Consider the following 16,186-nt stretch of genomic DNA (forward strand, 5'->3'; position numbering starts at 1 on the left):
GGTCGACGACGACGCGATCGTCCGGGCCGGGCTGCGCCTGATGTTGGGCGGCGCCCCGGACATCGAGCTGGTCGCCGAGGCCGCCGACGGGGCGGAGGTGCCCGGCCTGGTCGCCGCGCACGGGCCCGACCTGGTCCTGATGGACATCCGGATGCCCGGAGTCGACGGACTGGCCGCCACCGAGGCGCTGCGGGCACGGCCGGGAGCTCCGGAAGTCCTCGTCCTGACCACCTTCCACACCGACGCGCACGTCCTGCGGGCCCTGCGCGCCGGAGCGGCCGGATTCCTCCTCAAGGACACCCCGCCGCAGGAGATCGTGACGGCCATCCGGACGGTGACGGCCGGGGATCCGGTGCTCTCCCCGGCCGTCACCCGACGGCTCATCGACCAGGTGGCGGGCGGCTCCGGTCAGGACACCCGGGCGGCCGCGGCCCGCGCCCGGCTGGCCCTGCTGGCCGAGCGCGAACGAGAGGTGGCGCTCGCGGTCGGGCGGGGCCTGTCCAACGCGGAGATCGCACGGGAACTCCACCTGGCGCTGCCCACGGTGAAGACCCACGTGTCCCGGATCCTGACCCGCCTCGACCTCAACAACCGCGTCCAGATCGCCCTGCTGGTCCACGACGCGAGCACGCAGGACTCCCTAGGGGCTCGTCCGGGGACGACCCGACCCGCTCGAGGAGGCGACGCGCGGCGTGCGCCAGGAGGCCGGGCCCGGGAGGGAACGGGCGCGGGCCGCCCGGCGTCCCGCAGGGACACCGGCGGGGGAGAGTGAGACCCTGGCTGCATGGCCCGTAGGGGAGAGAACCCCGAGGTCGACTGGCCCGCGCGGCCGGATACGAGCCTTGCGCTCAACCGCATGGGCACCTTCGACTGGGACCTCGACAGCGGGCGGATGCACCTGGATCCCACCGCCCTCGAGGTCCTCGACCTGCGCCCGGAGGAGTTCGACGGCACCCCCGACGGGCTGCGGCTGCGCCTCGTGCCCGGTGAGGAGGCCCGGCTCGACGCGCGGGTCGGGCAGGCGATCAAGGACGGCCGCAGCCACTACGGCGCGTACGTCCGCACCCGGTGCCGGGACGGTTCGCCGGCCTGGACCCACATCCAGGGGAGCATCCTGCGCAACCCGGACGGCCGCCCGTACCGCGTCATCGGGATCCTCCGCGACGCCGCCCACGATCCCGGCGAGCCCGGCGCCGCCGGGGAGGAGGCCGAGGGGCGGCGCCGGATGACCGGCGTCGTCGAGCGGACCACCGCCATCCTCGCCCACTCCCGCACGGTCAACGACGTGACCGACATCCTCAAGGACCCGCAGGCCCTCGGGCACCTGGGCGCGGTCAGCGTGATGCTGGGCATCGTCGACGGCGGCCGCATCCACCTGGTCGCGGAGGGCCAGCTCGGCTCGTACGTCCCCGAGATCGAGTACACCCGGGTCGACGCGCAGTTCCCGATGAGCGAGGCCGTGCGCACCATGGCGCCGGTCTTCCTCGTCTCCCGGGAGGAGTTCCAGCTGCGCTACCCGCTGCTGTGGCCGTACATCGAGCCGCTCTCCGTCCGCAGCGGCGTCTACCTGCCGCTGATCGCCCAGGGGCGGCCCATCGGGGCGCTCGGGCTGCTCTACACGCGCGACGGCGATTTCACCGCCGAGGAGCGGAACCTGCTGATGGCGCTGGGCAGCGGCGTCGCGCAGAGCCTGCAGCGCGCCATCCTCTTCGAGCAGGAGCACGACTTGGCCGAGGGCCTGCAGCGGGCCATGCTGCCCCGCCGGATCCCGGACGTGCCGGGTGCGCTGATCGCCGTACGGTACCGCTCCGCCCGCATGGGACGGGACATCGGCGGCGACTGGTACGACGTGATCCCGCTCGGCGAGGGCCGGGTCGGGGTGATGATCGGCGACGTCGAGGGGCACGACACGGACGCGGCCGCCGTCATGGGGCAGCTGCGGATCGTGATGCGCGCGTACATCGTCGAGGGGCACACGCCCGGCACGGCCATGGCGCGGGCCTCGGTCTTCCTGCGCGAACTGGAGACGGAACGGTTCGCCACGTGCACGTACGCCGAGGTGGACCTCGTCAGCGGCATGCTCCGCATGGTCCGAGCCGGCCACCTCGACCCGGTCGTGCGGCGCGGCGACGGCAGCTGCCACCGGATCCAGGTGGCCGGCGGACTTCCGCTCGGGCTGCCGCGCGGCGAGCAGACCGGAACGGGCTCCGGCTATCCCGTCACCAGCCTCGAACTGCACCCGGGGGACACCCTGGTGCTGTGCACGGACGGCCTGATCGAACGCCCCGGCGCCGACCACGACACCGGCATGCGGGAGCTCATGGCGGCGGTCCACAGCGGCCCGGTCGACGTGGAGGAACTCGCCGACGTGCTGTGCGACCTGGTCGGGGACTCGGGCGGCGGGGACGACATGGCCCTGCTCGTCCTGCGCCGCCGCGGTACGCCCGGCGCGCGTGGCGGCGGTCCGCTGCGCCAGCGGCTGGAACCGGGGGACGCGCATGCCCCGGCGCTGGCCCGGCACCTGATCCGGGCGGCGGTGGCCGCGTGGGGAGCGCGGGACCGGGCGGACGAGATCGAACTGGCGGCGGACGAGCTGATGACCAACGCCCTGGTCCACACGGACGGCGGCGGCGACGTCAGCATGCGGCTCACGGCGCAGGGCCGGATCCGCATCGAGGTCGAGGACACGAGCAGCGCCCTGCCGCGGCGGCGAGAGGCGGGGGACTGGGCGGTGTCGGGGCGCGGGCTGATGCTGGTGGACCAGCTCGCGGACGAGTGGGGCGTGGAGCCGAGGGGCGGAGGCAAGTCCGTGTGGTGCGAGTTCGTGCTGGCCGCCCCGGAGGATGTGGGATGAGGCCGGGCGGGGCCGGGCGGGGACGGGCCAGGCGGGACCAGGCCCCCTGCACGGCCACGGTGATCGGCACGGCCTGATGGCCTCACGGCCGGCTGCTCTCATGGCCGCGTGGCGGGGACCGGGACGCGACAGCCTGCCCTCCCTCCCCGCCCAGGCCAGTGGCTAGAGGCGTACCAGCGTGACCTCGGTGGCCTTCACGCTCGTCCACACATCGGCCCCGTCGACGATGCCCAGTTCGGCCGCCGCCTCCGGGGTGATCTCCGCGACCAGGTCGGGCGCGCCGGCCGACGCGATCAGCACGCGCAGCCGGCTGCCGACCGCGGTGATCTCCCGTACGGTGCCCTGCCAGACGTTGCGGGGGCTGCCGCCCGGGCGGTCCCGGTGCACCGAAACCGCCTCCGGAGCGATGATCGCCAGTGCCTGCGCCCCCTCGGGCAGCGCCTCGGCGACCACCAGCCGGCCGCCCTCCGCGAGGGCGAGCCCGTCCGCCGACGCGATGCCGGGCCAGGCGTTGCGTCCCAGCATGCGGGCCACCCACGGCGAGCGCGGGTGCCGGGTCACCTCGGACGGCGGCGCGTCCTGGAGGGCTCGGCCGTCGGCCAGTACGAGGACCCGGTCGGCCAGCGACACCGCCTCGACGGGATCGTGGGTGACGATGAGGCAGACCCCGCCGAAGCCGGCGAGATGCGTGCGCAGGGTGTGCCGGACGCGGGCGCGGGTGGTCTGGTCGAGGGCGGCGAGCGGCTCGTCCAGCAGCAGGAGCCGCGGGCGGGCGGCCAGCGCGCGGGCGAGGGCGACGCGCTGGGCCTGTCCGCCGGAGAGCTGGGCCGGCCTGCGCTGGGCGAGGTGTCCGACGCCGAGCCGGTCCAGCCAGGCCTGCGCCTCGCGGCGGGCGTCGGCGCGCGGCACCCGGCGGGCGCGCAGCCCGTACGCGGTGTTGGCCAGGGCGCTCAGGTGCGGGAACAGCGCGCCGTCCTGCGGGACCCAGGCGACCTGCCGCTTGTGCGGGGGCAGCGCGGTGACGTCGGTGTCGCCGAGCCGCAGGTCGGCGTGGGCCCGCGGGGTCAGGCCGAGCAGGGCGCGCAGCAGGGTGGTCTTGCCGGCGCCGTTCTCGCCGACGACGGCGATGGTGGTGCCGGGTGCGGCGTCGAGGGTGAGCCGGTTGAAACCGGTGACGGTGGCGTGCAGCGGCCAGTGGCCGCCCGCCTCGTGCGCCGCCGATTCGGAGGCTGAGGGCGAGAGTGAGGGTGCAGCAGTGTCCGTATCGGTGGCCGGTCCGGCGGCGGGGTCGGCGGCGGGGTCGGGCGATTCGTCGATGACCGGCGGCGCCCCCGCGGCCTCGCGGGCGACGGGGGTGCCCGTCCAGCGGCCGCGCAGGGCGATCAGTACGGCCATGGCGATCGCGAGGAGCAGCAGCGAGACGGAGGTGGCTGCCTCGGGCTGGTCCTGGAGCAGCAGGTACACCTGGAGCGGCAGGGTCTGCGTGGTGCCCGGCAGGTTGCCGGCGAAGGTGATGGTGGCGCCGAACTCGCCCAGCGCGCGGGCCCAGGTGAGTGCCGCGCCGGCGATCAGGCCGGGGGCCACCATGGGCAGGGTGACGGTGAAGAACACCCGGACCGGCGAGGCGCCGAGCGAGGCGGCGGTCTCCTCGTAGCTCTGCTTGAGCCCGCCGAGGGCGCCTTCCAGGCTGATGACCAGGAACGGCATGGCGACGAAGGTGGCCGCGACGACGGCGCCCGACGTGTGGAACGGCAGCGTGATCCCGAAGGTCTCCTCCAGCCAGGGCCCGAGCAGCCCGCGCCGGCCGAAGCCGAGGAGCAGGGCGACACCGCCGACGGTCGGCGGCAGCACCATCGGGAGCAGCACGAGGGAGCGGACCAGAGCCTTCCCCTTGAACGGGACCCGGGCCAGCAGCCAGGCGAGCGGGACGCCGAGGAGGAGCGAGAGGGCGAGGGCCCAGAGGGACACGAGGAGCGAGAGCTTCAGGGCCTCGACCACGCCGGGGCTGCCGAGGTGGGCGCCGAGGTCGCCCCATTGCGTGCGGACGAGGATGCCGATGAGCGGCAGCAGCAGGAACGCGACGGCGAGCAGCGCGGGCAGTGCCAGGGTCAACGGGGGCCGGGTGCGGGTGTGGAGTCTGCTCATGAGGGTTCCTGGCCTGGGGGGCGGTGGCTGCGGGGGAAGCGTATGCGGCGGCAGGCCGGTCGGGCGGGCCGGGCCGATCCGGGCGCTCGCGGCGGCGCCCGTGGCGGCGCCGTACGGGCACTGGTACGGGCACGCGTACGAGCCGACGCAGGGACTCGTCGTACGGCCTTGTCCTACGGGCTTGTCGTACGGGCCGCCGCACGCGCCTGGCGTACGGCCTTGTCGTGCGGCCTTGTCGTGCGGGCTCGTCGTACGGGGCGGCGCGCGCGGACACGCCGAGAGGGGCTGCCTGTCCCCCCGAACCAGGCAGCCCCTCTCGGCGTCCGGACGCCGGCGGCGCCTACGCCTTCTGGAAGCCCGCGTCCTGGAGGATCTTCTGCGCCTCCGGGGTGCTCAGCCAGGCCACGAACGCGGCCGCGGCCTCGGCGTTCTTGGACTGCTTCAGCGTGGCGGCCGGGTAGGAGGCCACGGCGTTCTGGTCGTCCGGGATCTCCACCGCGACGACCTTGTCACCGGACTTGGCGGAGTCGGTCTTGTAGACGAGACCGGCGTCGGCCTCGCCCAGCTCGACCTTGCTCAGCACGGCGCGGACGTTGGGCTCCTGGGAGACCGGCTTCACCTCGATCTTCTGGGCGTCGAGGATCTGCTTGCTGTAGCGGCCGACCGGGACCTCGGGCGCGGCGAGCACGACCTTGAGCTTGGTGTCGGCGAGGTCCTTGAGCTCGTCGATCTTGAACGGGTTGCCCTTGCCGGCCGCGATGACCAGGCGGTTCTTCGCGATGACCGTGGCGTCGCCGGTCTCGGCCTTCAGCCCGTCCATGGTCTTCGTGTCGGCGGTGACCAGCGCGTCGGCCGGGGCGCCCTGCTTGACCTGCGCCGCGAGCTCCTGCGAACCGGCGAAGGAGAAGGTGATCTTCGTGCCCGGGTGGGCCTTCTCGTACGCCGCACCCGCGGTCTTGAAGACGTCGGTGAGGGAGGAGGCGGCGAGGACGGTGAGGTTCGCGGCCTTGTGCTCGGCGGAGGCCGATGCGGAGCCGGGCGTGGAGCCTGCGGCCGGCTTCTCGTCACCCTTGCCGCAGGCGGCCAGCGGCACGAGCAGGGCGGCGGTCAGCGCGGCGGTCGCGGCACGGCGGCGGGTCAGGGACAGGGGCAGGGACATGAGCGGACGCTCCTCGGTCGGGTCGGCGGTCGGCGGGTGCCGGGTCCGCGCGGTGGTGACCCGCGCCGGTGACGGGCGGAGCGGGTGGGGATGTAGGTGATGCCGAGCGGGTGGTGCGGGGGCGCGGGGGCCACGGGGGCCGGGGGACGGCGGGCGGGGCCGTCCGGGTTCAGGTGCGGTCGATGTGCACGCTGGTGGACTTCACGCGGGCGGTGGCCTGCATCCCGACCTCCAGCCCGAGCTCTTCCACGGCCTCACGGGTGAGCAGGGAGACCAGACGGTGGGGGCCTGCCTGGATCTCTACCTGGGCGGCCACGTCGCCGAGCTTCACGGCTGTGACGATGCCGGGAAAGGCGTTGCGGGCCGAGGTGTACGGCTCTCCGTCCTCGGTGTGGGCGCCCTGGCCCACCTCGACGGAGAAGGCGGCCAGGTCACGGCCGTTGATCAGGCGTCGGCCGCCTTCGTCGCGATGGGTCACGACCCGGCCGGCGTCGGCCCAGCGGCGCGCGGTGTCCGGGCTGACGCCCAGCAGACGCGCCGCCTGTCCGATGGTGTAGGACTGCATGTGCGACAAGGTAGGGGTACGTGTGGCGCATTTGCAATTCTTTTGGGATGATCTCCATGGCAGATGCCATGCCTGTTGGTGTATCTGCCAAAAGTCATTCCGTTCTGCCGGGCCCGGCTCGCTAGAGTCGGGGCATGGCTGATGAGGTAACGGGAACGGAAACGGGCACGGTGCGGGTCGATGCGTGGATCTGGTCCGTGCGCCTGACCAAGACCCGCTCGATCGCGGCGACCGCCTGCCGGGCGGGCCATGTGAAGGTCAACGGGGAACGCGCCAAGCCGGCGCAGACGATCCGTGCGGGTGACGAGGTGCGGCTCTTCCATGCGGGGCGCGAGCGGATCGTCGTGGTCAAGCGGCCCGTGTCCAAGCGGGTGGGCGCGCCGGTCGCCGCGGAGTGCCTGATCGACAACAGCCCGCCGCCGCCGACCCCGGTGGAGGCCGCCGTCGTCGGCATCCGCGACCGCGGCGCGGGCCGCCCGACGAAGCGCGAACGCCGGGAGATCGAAAGCCTCCGCGGCCGCCAGTAGCCTCCGGCGGTGCGGGGTGCGGGGTGCGGGGTGCGGGGTGCGGGGTGCGGGTACGGGTACGGAACGCCGGCGACCCCCGTTCCTCGTCGGCCCGGCCCGGCCCGGCCCGGCCCGGTCTGGTCTGGTACCCGGGCGCCGCGCTCGGTCAGGACTTGCGGTACGTGTAGGCGTCCGCGGCGGTTGATTCGACCGTTGCCAGAGGGGCGCCCGCGGAGGCGGAGACCACTGCCGCCACCGCGCCCTCCAGGAACGGCGCGTCCACCAGGCGGGAGCCCGCCGGTAGTTCGTCCTCCAGCAGCAGGCTCTTCACCGTCAGGACCGAGCTGCCCAGGTCCGCCAGCAGGGCGATCCCGGCGCCCTGGTCCACCTCCCGCGCGGCCGCGACGATCCGCTCCGCGCTCGTGCCGAGCCCGCCGACGGCCGTTCCGCCCGCCGCGGCCACCGGGGCCACGGGGCCGCCCGCCGCCAGGCCGCGGGCCAGTTCCGCCACCGACTCGGCCACCGCCGCGCTGTGCGAGACCAGCACGATGCCGACCAGGCCGCCGCCGTCCGTCATCGCACCCCGTCCGTCGCGTCGGTGCCGTCCGCCGCGCCGGCCACGTCGGCCAGGGCCCCCAGCAACAGCGCCGACGAGGTCGCGCCCGGATCCTGGTGCCCGATGCTCCGCTCGCCCAGGTAGCTGGCCCGCCCCTTGCGCGCCTGCATCGGCACCGTCGCCAGCGCCCCGTTCTCCGCCGCGTCCCCGGCCGCCCGGTACGACGTACTCAGCGTGGCCACCCCCGGCACCAGCGCGTCCAGCATCGTCTTGTCACCCGGCGCCGCCCCGCCCAGTTGCGCCACCGCGTCCACCCCCGCGAGCAGGGCTTCGCGCAGCTCCGCGTCGGAGACCTCGGCGGCCTCGCCGAGGGACTTGCCGGTGCGCCGCAGCAGCGTCCCGTACAGCGGTCCGGAGGCGCCGCCCACCGTCGAGATCAGAGTCCTTCCCGCCAGCTGAAGCACCTCGCCCGGCGCCGCCGGGGCCTGCTCCTCCAGGGCCGCGCGCACCGCCGTGAATCCCCGTAGCAGGTTGCTCCCGTGGTCGGCGTCCCCGATGGGGGAGTCGAGCTCGGTCAGTCGGTCCGCCTCGCGCTCCACCGCGGCCGCCGCGGCCGTCATCCAGCGCCGGAAGAAGTCTGCGTCACGCATCGGATCTCCTCGCCTCGCCCCGTCCGGCCGGTCCCACCGACACCCTACGTTCAGCGGCCCCAACGCAGCGCCGCCGTCTGCACGGGCGCGTCCCACAGCCGCAGCACCTCCTCGTCGGCCCGGCACAACGTCACCGAACACCCCGCCATGTCCAGCGACGTGACGTAGTTTCCGACCAGCGCCCGCGCCACCGGCACACCGCGCGCGGCCAGCACCCGCGCCACCTCCGCGTGGAACCCGTACAGCTCCAGCAGCGGGGTCGCCCCCATCCCGTTGACCAGCGCCAGCACCGGCCCGTCGGCCGGACCGACCTCGGCCAGCTCCTCCAGTACGGCGCCCACCGCGACCTCCGCGATCTCCCGCGCCGACATCATCGCGCGCCGCTCCCGGCCCGGTTCGCCGTGGATCCCGATGCCCAACTCCAGCTCCCCGTCCGGGAGGTCGAAGGTCGGGCTGCCCTTCGCGGGAGTGGTGCAGGCGCTCAACGCCACCCCGAAGCTCCGCGAGGACGCGTCGACCTGCCGGGCGAGCGCAGCGACCTGCTCCAGCGGCGCCCCCTCCTCGGCGGCCGCCCCGGCGATCTTCTCGACGAAGAGGGTGGCCCCGGTGCCGCGCCGCCCGGCGGTGAACAGGCTGTCGGTCACCGCGACGTCGTCGTCGACCAGCACGCGCTCGACCCGCAGGCCGTCCTCCTCGGCGAGCTCGGCGGCCATCTCGAAGTTCAGGACGTCGCCGGTGTAGTTCTTGACGACGAACAGCACCCCTTGACCGGAGTCCACGGCCCCCGCCGCCCGCACCATCTGGTCGGGCACCGGTGAGGTGAACACCTCACCGGGACACGCCGCCGACAGCATCCCGTACCCCACGAACCCGGCGTGCAGCGGCTCGTGCCCGGACCCGCCCCCGGACACCACCCCGACCCGTCCGCTGTCCCGCACGTCCCGCCGTACGACGACCCGCCGCTCCACGTCGACGTCCAGCTCGGGATGAGCGGCCGCCATCCCGCGCAGGGCGTCGGCCACCACGGTCTGCGGACTGTTGATCAGCATCCTCATGCGTATCTCCCGGTGAGATTGACGGGCGACTCTCTGAGCAGTGTTTTTGCAGGTCAGATCGCTCAGATCGCGATATTGACCTTGGTGGTCCGCGGCGCCTTTCGCGGATCGCGGCGCCGGGTTCGGCCGGTGAGCCGAAACGGTGCAGTTCACCGCGACGCCGTCGCCTGGGGCCGGCCGATGCTGAGGGCCAGGAGAGCCTGGTCGTCGTCCTCCGAAGTGGCGGCCCAGCGGGTGACATCCTGCCGGACGAAGGACACGACGGCTTCCGGGTGGGGTGAGGGGGCGTCGCGGAAGCGTTCTGCGAGGCGTTCGAGGATCGGGTAGAACACGCCATGCTCGTTGCGGGCCTCGCTGAACCCGTCGGTGTAGGCGAGGAGCACCTGGCCCACGCGCAGTGGATGCACGGTGGTCACGGCGGATGCGCCGGCCAGCGCTCCAAGGCCCAGCGGCAGATCGGGTGAGGTCTCGAGCCGGTACGCCCCGTGGGAGCCCACGACGATGGGCGAGGGGTGACCGCGGTCGACGATGTGCACCTCGCAGCTGTCCGGTGGGATCTGCATGACCAGGGCGGTGACGAACAGTTCGGCGTCCGTCTCGCCGTTCCCGCCGACGGTTGGCCCGTTGCGGGCCATGCTGAGCTCCAGGCGGTCGGCGAGCGAGCCGAGGTCCTGCCACTCGTGGGCCGAGACGCGGAAACTCCCCAGTACCGCCGCCACGGTCTGTACCGCGCCCAGACCCTTTCCCCGCACGTCGCCGATGACGGCCCGGACCCCGAACGGGGTGGCGTACACGTCGTACAGGTCACCGCCCACGAGCGTGCCTCCTTCGCCCGCCGAGTAGAACGCGGCGGCGGCCACCAGCCCGATGCGCTGCGGCACCGGCCTCAGCATGGTCCGCTGCACAGCCTCGGCGACCGAGTCCGCACGCACCAGATTCCGGTCGGCACGTTCGCGTTGTGAGGCGAGCATGGTGCTGACGATGCCGATGAGCACGGAGGCGCCGTACAGCGCCACGTGGTGCTGCTCACCGACGTGCCCCGGCCGCAGGGACGCCATGAACACCTGAAGCCCCACACAGACAACGGCGGACAGAGCGGTGATGCGCGGTCCGCGCGTCACGGCGACCAGCGGCGGAACACCCGTCAGGAGGAAACTCACCGGCTCCCGCCCGTTCAGGGCCCACGCCGCGAGCAGGTCTGCACTGACCGCGACAAGGGGCAGCCACCACAGCCATCCCCGACGCGAAGACGGTGCACGCCAGCCCGACCCGATGCTGCGAGACATTCAGGCACTATATGAGGAGGTGTCCGTCCAAGGCGGAAACGACGCAGCCGGGCCCCGTTGTCTGCGGTCGCCCTGCGTCGAGTCGCACCAGTGGGTGGGACACCGAGGGGGCTCCGGTTAGGGTCGCTGCAGCCCGTGCCGAGATGGCATGCGCAGGTCAGGCCCGGTGTCCATCCGTTGGGGCAGTATCGCCGGGCCGACCCCCTGAGGAACAGGACCACGCCGTGACCAACGCCCTTACCCGTCTTCTCGAAATCGCCCCGGCGCCGAGCCGGCCCCGCCACAAGGATTGGGGCGAAGTCGAACGTACCCTCGCGGTCAAGCTTCCCGACGACTACAAGGAGCTCATCGGCGTCTATGGAGGAAGTGACTGGGACGACTACCTCTATGTCCTGGAACCCGACTGCCCCAACAAGCACTACGACCTCCTCAAGTGGGCCAAGTACCAGTTCGAAGACCTGGAAGGCTTGTGGGAAGTCGAGAAGAAGCCGGCAGAACTGGAGACCGAGGGATCCGTGGTCATCCCGTGGGCGACCACGGACAACGGAGAATGCCTGTACTGGCTCGTTCTTCCGGGCGTTGAGCCGAACGAATGGACCGTCATGGTGAACGAGGCGAGGGGCCCCCGATGGGAACATTACTCCATGTCGTGCACGCAATTCCTCGCGTCCGCCCTCACCGGAGAGCTGCAGTCGAACATCCTCTGGTCACAGTTTCCCCTGGCCACCCATCAATTCAGCCGCCTCGGTCCGGTGTGACGATGCGGCGCTCTGCCGACCCCAACGGTCAGGGCGCGGGGCCGATCGCGTCCGACTGCTGACGCCGCGTCGCGCCGGGCGGGTCTCCGAACGGTTCCCGCGGTCGGACCTGCGTGCCAAGGGTGAAGCGGGGCAGACGACTGCAACCCCGTGCAGCCCATCCCGGAGGCCTGTCGATGTCCTGTGTGTCCGTGTCCGCCCTGCTCGTTGCCCGCCTCGACGCACCGGGCGGCCGTGTGCCGCTCCTCGCCCGTGTCTCGTACGACGACGAGGACCCGTACGTGGTCCAGGCCGCGTTCCTCGACGGCCCCACCGTCCTGGCCCGTTGGAACTTCGACCGGCAGATGCTCGCCGAGGGACTCCACCGCCCGGTGGGCGAGGGGGACGTCGCCTTCAGCCCCCACAGGGCGGCCGGTGGTGACGAGCTCCGCGTCGCTCTGCGAAGGCCCGGCGCCGAGGGGCAAGGAAGCGCCGACGCCGTCCTCTTCGTGGAGGCCCGCGCGCTCACCGGCTTTCTGGAGCAGACGTACGCCGTCACGGGCGCGGGGGAGGAGTTCCTCGACCTCGACAAGCTCCTCGACGAGCTCCTGGCCCGCTGAGACCCCTTCTCCGCCGCGCCTGCCCACAGACCCGCGGGCGCGGCTGCCGGCCCGGTCCGGGCCGGGCCGAGAAAGGGTGCGCGCCGACCGTTTGGGTCGACGGAGACCGGCCATAAGCGCGTCACGGGAGTCCGCGGCGGTGAGCGGCGCGGACTCCCGAGCGGACCCGGGCCGCGCGGTGGCATCCCCCCGCCATCGCGCGGCCCGGGCTCCTCCGTACCCCACCTCTCGGTCATGGTCGCCCGCAAAGCGGACGACGCCGGTCCCGGCACCCGTTCGGGTGCCGGGACCGGCGTCACGCTGCGTGGATGGCCGGCTTAGGCGGGGCGGCCGCCGAAGGGGGCGCCGGTGCCGTAGTACGTGCCCAGCTCTGCCCGGTAGCCGGCGTCACCGAGGTGCTTGTCCCGGTGGAACTCGGGGGCGGCCTTGATCTGTTCCTTGGTGCGGTCGACGAAGATCTTCCGCTCCTCCGGGTCGACCTTGACGACCGTGCTCGCCGGCAGCAGGACCTCCTTGCCGAAGATCCATACGCCGGTGTCCACGACCAGGTAGGCGTCACCGACCTCGTCGGAGTGCTTGTCGACCTTGCCGATGCTCCCGTCGGTCGCCTCGACCTTGTAACCGGTCAGGTCCGTACCGGCCAGGTGGCCTGCGGTCGGCTGGTAGCTCCACACATTCTCAGTCACGCGAAAAACAACTCCTCCGGTCAATGGGGGACGGCCGGGAATCGAATTCCCCGCCGATCCTCCTTGTTCCGTACGTCGCTCGCCTGCCCTGCCTCGACCGCCTCACACACCCGGATCGCATGCGGATCCGGGACATGAGTGGCGCGGGAGTGGACAGCCGCCTGGGTATGACACCCCTACCGAGCCGAGGCCATGGCAGCGACCGTGAGCCTGAGAGTGCCGAGCGTGCCGACACCGAGCCGAACGCCGTCGCGGGCCCGGACGAGCGGGTCGAGGAGCGTGCGCCGGATCGGCCCTCGGACCTGCCCGCACGTTCCTGGAGGGCGGTACTGCGCGGCACGGTCAAGGAGTTCCAGGACGACGAGCTGGCCGATCGCGCCGCCGCCCTGACCTACTACGGGGTGCTTGCGCTCTTCCCCGCCCTCCTGGTCCTCGTGTCCCTGCTGGGCCTGGCGGGTGAGTCGACGACCACGCGCCTGTTGGACGACCTGCAGCAGCTCACTCCCGGATCCGCCCGGGCCCTGATCAGGGACGCGGTCGAGCAGTTGCAGGGACACAGCGGTGTCGGTTCGCTGATGGCGGTCGTCGGTCTCGTCGTGGCGCTGTGGTCCGCCTCCGGCTACGTGGCCGCGTTCATCCGCTCCGCGAACGCCGTCTACGACATACCGGAGGGCCGCCCGGTGTGGAAGGTGCTGCCGCTGCGCCTGGCGCTCACCGTCACGCTGATGGTCCTCGCCTGTGCCGGCGCGCTGATCGTGGTCTTCACCGGCGCCGTGGCACGACGCGCGGGCACGGCCCTGGGGGTCGGCGACAGTGCCCTGACGGTGTGGTCGATCGCGAAATGGCCGGTCCTGGTGCTCCTCGTCACGATCATGATCGCGCTCCTCTACTGGGCGGCGCCGAACGCCAAGGGCCGCGGATTCAGGTGGGTGACGCCGGGCAGTCTCCTGGCCCTGTTGATCTGGATGATCGCCTCGGGCGGCTTCGCGTTCTACGTCGCGAACTTCGCTTCCTACAACAAGACGTACGGCACGGTCGCGGGCGTGATCGTCTTCTTGGTCTGGCTGTGGATCACCAACCTCGCCATCCTCCTCGGGCTCGAGTTCGACGCGGAACTGGTCCGCCGGCGGGCGATCGCCGGCGGGCTCCCCGAGGACGAGGAGCCCTACGTCCGGCCTCGCGACACCCGCGCGTGGAGCGACCGGGAACGCCGCAGCATGGAGCAGTGACCCGCGCGGGAGCAGCTGCTCGCGGCGTGGGCCGAGGTCAGGGACCGGTGTCCGCGAGGATCGCGCGGCGGGCCTCGATCGCGGCTGCGAGCAGGCTCTCGTCCAGCATCGTCTCGCCGTCCCGTGTGGCGTCGTTGACCGGTAGGCGGGTACGCCGGTCGATCAGCGCCGTGAGCGACGGCAGCGCGGGCCTCGCGTGCCGGCCCATGCGGGCGAGGCCCTCGGCGTAGTACTCGCCTATTCCGTAATTGCCGAGGTGCGGTGTCATGAGGGCGAGGAGACGGGGAACGGCCGTGGGGCCGGCGTGCCGCAGCCACAGGGGAGCGCAGAGTGCCTGCATGCGGCCGGGGCGCTTGAAGGTGAGGTTGTACAGCTGGGCCGCCTGCCGGAAGGTCAGTGGGCCCGCGTCCAGCAGAGCGCCGAAGAGCTCGGGGGCACGGAGAAGGCGCCCGATGCCCACGGGCTCCGCTCGAAGGACCGCGGCGGCGGTGAAGCGGTCGTACGACGACGACAGCGTCGGCGGGAGGCTGCTCGACGGCCGACGGGGCTTGGGATAGGGGGTGAAGGGGACCGTGGCCGGCAGAGCGCCGTGTGCCCGCATGGCCGCTTCCGAGAGGGAGGCCGTGGTGAGGGCTTCGGCCATGGCCGGGCTGATTCCCCGTCCGCAGTGACGGACGAGCAGGGGCAGGAGTTCGACCGGAGCCGCCCGCCAGTCGTGACACGCCTCCCGGGCCAAGCCGGCGCCGATGTCCAGGGTGGCGGGGTCACCGAGGAGCCGCGCCACCAGGGCATAGACGTGATGCTCGCGCCGCAGCCCGTACAGGACCCGCCCCCAGCGCCATCCGACGCCGTCCAGGTGACGCGCCGCCTCGGGGGCCTCGCTGAGCAACGCCCTGTCGAGCGTCGGCCACTGCTCCGGAGGGGCGGCCCTCAAGGTGGCCAGGTGGGCGAGGAAACGGACGGACGCCAGGGGGTCGTCCTGCAGGTGCGCCACGGATCCGCCGAGCCAGGTGGCGAGCGTGGTACGCGCCACAGGATCGGTGACTTCGCCGAGCGCCTTGAGCGCGACATCGCGGCTTCCGGCCCACACGACGAGCCGTGCGGCCCGGCGCCGGGCCTCCTCGTCGGGGTCCGTGAGCCGAGCCTCAGCTGCCTCAGCCGCCTCGGGCCAAGGGCTCCCGTGCGAGGCAGGCGACAGGAGGTCCATGGCCTCACGACGGACGAATGCGTCGCCGGCCCGGGTCAGTTGAAGGAGCCGGACGGCCACGGGTCCGGTGCGGTCGGCGTGCAGCGCGTCGAGGATCGCGATACGGGAAGGGTGGGCGGGTGTCGTGGCGTCGCCTGCGGCCACGGCCTCGTCCAGCCACTTCATCGGACGGGGCGGTGGCCGCCCTTCCGTGCAGAGAATTCGGTCATGCAGCCGATCATGTCACGCTTCGAGCCGGCGGCGTCCCGTCAACCCTGCGACGAATGACTCTCCTTACCGCTCCCGGGTCGCACGACGAACGCCACGGTCTGGACCGGCCCGCTGTGGCGGAAGTGCAGGACGAAGGGCACGGCGTCGCCCACCTGCCAGCGGCCCTTGACCGTCATCATCACGTCCAGCGTGCTCGGGGTCATCCGCACCACCGAACCGGCCGGGATCTCCGCCGAGGTGACCATGCGCATGGAATCCGCCCCTCCGGCACTCTCGTGCCGGCTCAGCATGGCGCCCTCGGCGGCGGGGGAGGTCACGGAGAGCAACTGGTCCCCGGAGCCACCGGTGTTCGTGATGCGGAAGAACGCCGCCGTGCGCTGCTTGTCGGCGTAGGGCATGAAGACCTGCCCGATGCCGACCTCGATGCGGGCCGGAGTGCCCGCGCCTCCCGCCGTCGTCCACGCGGTCAACGCGACCAGGGCCGTGAGACAGGCGGTCAGCGGTGCGAGTACGGCGACCACTCCCTCGGGCAGTCGGCGGCTGCCGGACCACGTGGGGGAGGGGGAGGCATCCGGGGACGGGGACGGGGACGGGGACGCCGTCGGCGGATCAGCCGGGGCATCGGGCCAGGCATCGGTTGGGGAATCGGGCCAGGCATTGGTCGGGGCATAGGCTGGGGCATCGGGCCAGGCCTTGGTCGGGACATCCGGCCAGGCGTCGG

Annotated in this window: 16 protein-coding genes; 6 read left to right on the forward strand and 10 right to left on the reverse strand. The window is 72.7% G+C overall.

The window, feature by feature from the left end:
• Positions 1 to 40: 40 nt before the first annotated feature.
• Positions 41 to 772: a response regulator gene (locus OG534_RS33420; protein WP_442807261.1), complete on the forward strand. Its 732-nt coding sequence runs from the start codon at positions 41 to 43 to the stop codon at positions 770 to 772.
• A gap of 12 nt (positions 773 to 784) precedes the next feature.
• A complete protein-coding gene (locus tag OG534_RS33425) occupies positions 785 to 2,854 on the forward strand; it encodes a SpoIIE family protein phosphatase (RefSeq protein ID WP_326593083.1) in 2,070 nt (689 codons plus the stop codon).
• A 162-nt stretch (positions 2,855 to 3,016) separates the two neighbouring features.
• Here OG534_RS33425 and OG534_RS33430 read toward each other — a convergent pair whose 3' ends face one another.
• The 3 genes from OG534_RS33430 to OG534_RS33440 form a co-directional block, all read right to left on the reverse strand.
• Complete coding sequence (locus tag OG534_RS33430) at positions 3,017 to 4,999, reverse strand: ABC transporter permease (protein ID WP_326593085.1); 1,983 nt, start codon at positions 4,997 to 4,999, stop codon at positions 3,017 to 3,019.
• A gap of 340 nt (positions 5,000 to 5,339) precedes the next feature.
• Positions 5,340 to 6,158: a molybdate ABC transporter substrate-binding protein gene (modA, locus tag OG534_RS33435; RefSeq protein WP_326593086.1), complete on the reverse strand. Its 819-nt coding sequence runs from the start codon at positions 6,156 to 6,158 to the stop codon at positions 5,340 to 5,342.
• Between the two features lie 169 nt (positions 6,159 to 6,327).
• Complete coding sequence (locus OG534_RS33440) at positions 6,328 to 6,723, reverse strand: TOBE domain-containing protein (RefSeq protein ID WP_326593088.1); 396 nt, start codon at positions 6,721 to 6,723, stop codon at positions 6,328 to 6,330.
• A gap of 134 nt (positions 6,724 to 6,857) precedes the next feature.
• Between OG534_RS33440 and OG534_RS33445 the strand changes: the two genes are divergently transcribed.
• Positions 6,858 to 7,250 (forward strand): RNA-binding S4 domain-containing protein, encoded by a 393-nt coding sequence (locus OG534_RS33445; protein ID WP_326593089.1) that lies wholly within the window; start codon positions 6,858 to 6,860, stop codon positions 7,248 to 7,250.
• A gap of 145 nt (positions 7,251 to 7,395) precedes the next feature.
• Here the strand turns inward: OG534_RS33445 and OG534_RS33450 are convergent, their stop codons facing one another.
• From OG534_RS33450 to OG534_RS33465, 4 genes are all read right to left on the reverse strand, one after another.
• Positions 7,396 to 7,806: a PTS-dependent dihydroxyacetone kinase phosphotransferase subunit DhaM gene (locus tag OG534_RS33450; RefSeq protein ID WP_326593090.1), complete on the reverse strand. Its 411-nt coding sequence runs from the start codon at positions 7,804 to 7,806 to the stop codon at positions 7,396 to 7,398.
• Positions 7,803 to 8,435, reverse strand: coding sequence for a dihydroxyacetone kinase subunit DhaL (gene dhaL, locus OG534_RS33455; protein ID WP_326593091.1), 633 nt, complete (start codon positions 8,433 to 8,435; stop codon positions 7,803 to 7,805). Before dhaL ends, OG534_RS33450 begins: the two co-directional genes overlap by 4 nt.
• Before the next feature lie 50 nt (positions 8,436 to 8,485).
• The gene (dhaK, locus tag OG534_RS33460; RefSeq protein ID WP_326593093.1) at positions 8,486 to 9,490 is read right to left on the reverse strand and encodes a dihydroxyacetone kinase subunit DhaK; all 1,005 of its coding nucleotides are present in this window, start codon (positions 9,488 to 9,490) and stop codon (positions 8,486 to 8,488) included.
• A gap of 149 nt (positions 9,491 to 9,639) precedes the next feature.
• Complete coding sequence (locus tag OG534_RS33465; RefSeq protein ID WP_326593095.1) at positions 9,640 to 10,776, reverse strand: PP2C family protein-serine/threonine phosphatase; 1,137 nt, start codon at positions 10,774 to 10,776, stop codon at positions 9,640 to 9,642.
• Between the two features lie 224 nt (positions 10,777 to 11,000).
• Here OG534_RS33465 and OG534_RS33470 point away from each other — a divergent pair, with 224 nt between their 5' ends.
• Positions 11,001 to 11,534 carry an SMI1/KNR4 family protein gene (locus OG534_RS33470; RefSeq protein WP_326593097.1) on the forward strand — a complete coding sequence of 178 codons (534 nt, stop codon included), beginning with the start codon at positions 11,001 to 11,003 and terminating at the stop codon, positions 11,532 to 11,534.
• A gap of 176 nt (positions 11,535 to 11,710) precedes the next feature.
• Positions 11,711 to 12,133 (forward strand): SsgA family sporulation/cell division regulator, encoded by a 423-nt coding sequence (locus OG534_RS33475; protein ID WP_326593099.1) that lies wholly within the window; start codon positions 11,711 to 11,713, stop codon positions 12,131 to 12,133.
• A 317-nt stretch (positions 12,134 to 12,450) separates the two neighbouring features.
• Here OG534_RS33475 and OG534_RS33480 read toward each other — a convergent pair whose 3' ends face one another.
• Complete coding sequence (locus OG534_RS33480; RefSeq protein ID WP_326593100.1) at positions 12,451 to 12,819, reverse strand: PRC-barrel domain-containing protein; 369 nt, start codon at positions 12,817 to 12,819, stop codon at positions 12,451 to 12,453.
• 167 nt (positions 12,820 to 12,986) lie between these two features.
• Between OG534_RS33480 and OG534_RS33485 the strand changes: the two genes are divergently transcribed.
• Positions 12,987 to 14,048 carry a YihY/virulence factor BrkB family protein gene (locus OG534_RS33485; RefSeq protein WP_326593102.1) on the forward strand — a complete coding sequence of 354 codons (1,062 nt, stop codon included), beginning with the start codon at positions 12,987 to 12,989 and terminating at the stop codon, positions 14,046 to 14,048.
• A gap of 37 nt (positions 14,049 to 14,085) precedes the next feature.
• On the opposite strand, the gene OG534_RS33490 is transcribed toward OG534_RS33485, so the two are convergent.
• Both OG534_RS33490 and OG534_RS33495 read right to left on the reverse strand, forming a co-directional pair.
• Positions 14,086 to 15,420 (reverse strand): hypothetical protein, encoded by a 1,335-nt coding sequence (locus OG534_RS33490; RefSeq protein ID WP_326593104.1) that lies wholly within the window; start codon positions 15,418 to 15,420, stop codon positions 14,086 to 14,088.
• Between the two features lie 83 nt (positions 15,421 to 15,503).
• A complete protein-coding gene (locus tag OG534_RS33495; protein WP_326593106.1) occupies positions 15,504 to 15,986 on the reverse strand; it encodes a copper chaperone PCu(A)C in 483 nt (160 codons plus the stop codon).
• Positions 15,987 to 16,186: the final 200 nt, after the last annotated feature.

It is taken from the genome of Streptomyces sp. NBC_01294 (assembly GCF_035917235.1).
GTDB lineage: Bacteria > Actinomycetota > Actinomycetes > Streptomycetales > Streptomycetaceae > Streptomyces > Streptomyces caledonius.

Bases quoted from the DNA above. Each gene is read 5' to 3' on its own strand.
- OG534_RS33420 (WP_442807261.1), top strand. From the start codon at position 41: ATGTTGGGCGGCGCCCCGGACATCGAGCTGGTCGCCGAGGCCGCCGAC.
- OG534_RS33425 (WP_326593083.1), top strand. From the start codon at position 785: ATGGCCCGTAGGGGAGAGAACCCCGAGGTCGACTGGCCCGCGCGGCCG.
- OG534_RS33430 (WP_326593085.1), bottom strand. From the start codon at position 4,999: ATGAGCAGACTCCACACCCGCACCCGGCCCCCGTTGACCCTGGCACTG.
- modA (WP_326593086.1), bottom strand. From the start codon at position 6,158: ATGTCCCTGCCCCTGTCCCTGACCCGCCGCCGTGCCGCGACCGCCGCG.
- OG534_RS33440 (WP_326593088.1), bottom strand. From the start codon at position 6,723: ATGCAGTCCTACACCATCGGACAGGCGGCGCGTCTGCTGGGCGTCAGC.
- OG534_RS33445 (WP_326593089.1), top strand. From the start codon at position 6,858: ATGGCTGATGAGGTAACGGGAACGGAAACGGGCACGGTGCGGGTCGAT.
- OG534_RS33450 (WP_326593090.1), bottom strand. From the start codon at position 7,806: ATGACGGACGGCGGCGGCCTGGTCGGCATCGTGCTGGTCTCGCACAGC.
- dhaL (WP_326593091.1), bottom strand. From the start codon at position 8,435: ATGCGTGACGCAGACTTCTTCCGGCGCTGGATGACGGCCGCGGCGGCC.
- dhaK (WP_326593093.1), bottom strand. From the start codon at position 9,490: ATGAGGATGCTGATCAACAGTCCGCAGACCGTGGTGGCCGACGCCCTG.
- OG534_RS33465 (WP_326593095.1), bottom strand. From the start codon at position 10,776: ATGTCTCGCAGCATCGGGTCGGGCTGGCGTGCACCGTCTTCGCGTCGG.
- OG534_RS33475 (WP_326593099.1), top strand. From the start codon at position 11,711: ATGTCCTGTGTGTCCGTGTCCGCCCTGCTCGTTGCCCGCCTCGACGCA.
- OG534_RS33485 (WP_326593102.1), top strand. From the start codon at position 12,987: ATGACACCCCTACCGAGCCGAGGCCATGGCAGCGACCGTGAGCCTGAG.
- OG534_RS33490 (WP_326593104.1), bottom strand. From the start codon at position 15,420: ATGAAGTGGCTGGACGAGGCCGTGGCCGCAGGCGACGCCACGACACCC.